This is a genomic window from Mesorhizobium sp. M7A.F.Ca.CA.001.10.2.1 (assembly GCF_003998575.1).
Taxonomy (GTDB): Bacteria; Pseudomonadota; Alphaproteobacteria; order Rhizobiales; family Rhizobiaceae; genus Mesorhizobium.
Genome location: NZ_RZQY01000976.1, coordinates 1 through 1,568, shown reverse-complemented (window position 1 = coordinate 1,568; position 1,568 = coordinate 1). Strand labels below are relative to the sequence as shown.

Sequence of the window (1,568 nt, the reverse complement as noted above, 5' to 3'; positions counted from 1 at the left end):
TCTATCCTGCGGGAGGCTCGTTTGCTGGCGAAAGATGGTCAGCCAACAAGGCCTTCGAGTTTTCAGCAGTAACTGTCGGTTTCATACCAACGCGCCGGCTCGTCTAGTGCTGCGCGAGACGAGGTCTATGGTTCGTTACCGTCCGCTCGTTAGACGGACGCGGCCGGCTAAGAGATCCCAGTGCTCTTGCCCAAGGGAAAAGAGTCTCGTGGATTACCAGATACTGCAAGCCAAGAGCGAATTGCTTCGCCGCATGAGCGCGGACGATCTCGCGCGGCTAAGGCCGCATCTGGCGAGCGTTTTCCTGGAGGTGCGCGCGCCACTGGAGAATGCGGGGCAGAAGATCGAAGCCGTCTATTTTCTGGAAAGCGGACTGGCCTCGGTGGTGGCGCGGACTGCGCCAGCGACCGAAGCGGAAGTCGGAATCATCGGGTTCGAAGGAATGACGGGTTCGGCCCTGATCATGGGGGACGACCAGGCGAACTTTGATTGTTACGTCCAGTCGACATGCGAGGCGCTCCGGATAGAGGCTGCCCCATTCGTCGAAGCCCTGGAGAACAGTCCTACGTTGCGGTCGTTCCTGTTGCGCTATGTCCAATATTTTCATGTTCAGACAAGCTATACGGCTTCGATCAACGCACGGCAGAGCCTGGAAGTCCGGCTGGCGAGATGGCTTTTGATGTGCAGCGACCGCACTGTCGGCGACAGACTTATGATAACCCATGAGTTTCTGTCCATCATGCTTGGTGTCAGGCGTCCGGGGGTTACCGTCGGTCTGCAGATGATCGAGAGTTACGGCTATATCCGAGCGCGCCGCGGAGAGATCACGATCCGCGATCGAGATGGTCTCATAAAGTTGGCGCGAGATTCTTATGGTCCACCTGAAACCCAGTATCGCCGGCTAATCGGAGATTTGGGCTCGCATCATCCCGCGAGGCAGGAACGGCCTCGCGCTTGAGCGCTGGGCCAACAGAGGCTTCTCCGCCACTGAGCCGCCAAGGACCATTTCAAGTGGCCGACGCGATGGTGCCGGTGAGACACCGTTGCCTAAACCCGCGTCGGCCACCGCGGCATTTTTTGGGGATGCCGCGTTGCCAATCTAGTTGCTGACAAGCAACTGGCAACGAAGGCTCGCGGTTTGGTAAGAACCGTACGTACATGCATGCAACCTCCCTCGGTCGCATTCAAGGCATGCCCGCGAAATCCTGAGTAGAATACCGTCACCCCGATAATCTCCGGATTGGCAGGCTTTGATGCGGTGATGTCCACAGGGTGGGGTGCAGATGCTGGCTCGGTTCCGATATTGCCAGGCGGGCTGGCCTTCACCATCTAGCTGGGATGGCGGCACCCAAATCGAAAACACTCGGCTCCGGCTCATCCGGGCTCCAGCACGATCTCTTTGGTGCTGCCGACGACCTGCCGGAAGGCTTCCTCTACCAGCCTGATCTTATCACCGCGCAAGAAGAAACCGAACTCGCCCGGCATCTCGAAGGCCTGCCTTTCGAGGCGTTCGATTTCCATGGCCATCTGGCAAACCGGCGCGTCGTGGGTTTTGGCCTGCGCTACGA

General features: G+C 58.7%; 1 protein-coding gene and 1 pseudogene. Both read left to right on the top strand.

Going from position 1 to position 1,568, the window contains the following annotated elements; all coding sequences use genetic code 11:
* Positions 1 to 253 precede the first annotated feature (253 nt).
* On the top strand, positions 254 to 958 hold the full coding sequence (locus EN964_RS34115) for a Crp/Fnr family transcriptional regulator (RefSeq protein ID WP_164749046.1): 705 nt from the start codon (positions 254 to 256) through the stop codon (positions 956 to 958).
* 380 nt (positions 959 to 1,338) lie between these two features.
* Positions 1,339 to 1,568: pseudogene (locus EN964_RS38235) on the top strand (alpha-ketoglutarate-dependent dioxygenase AlkB); the annotation flags it as partial.

Bases quoted from the DNA above. Each gene is read 5' to 3' on its own strand.
- EN964_RS34115 (WP_164749046.1), top strand. From the start codon at position 254: ATGAGCGCGGACGATCTCGCGCGGCTAAGGCCGCATCTGGCGAGCGTT.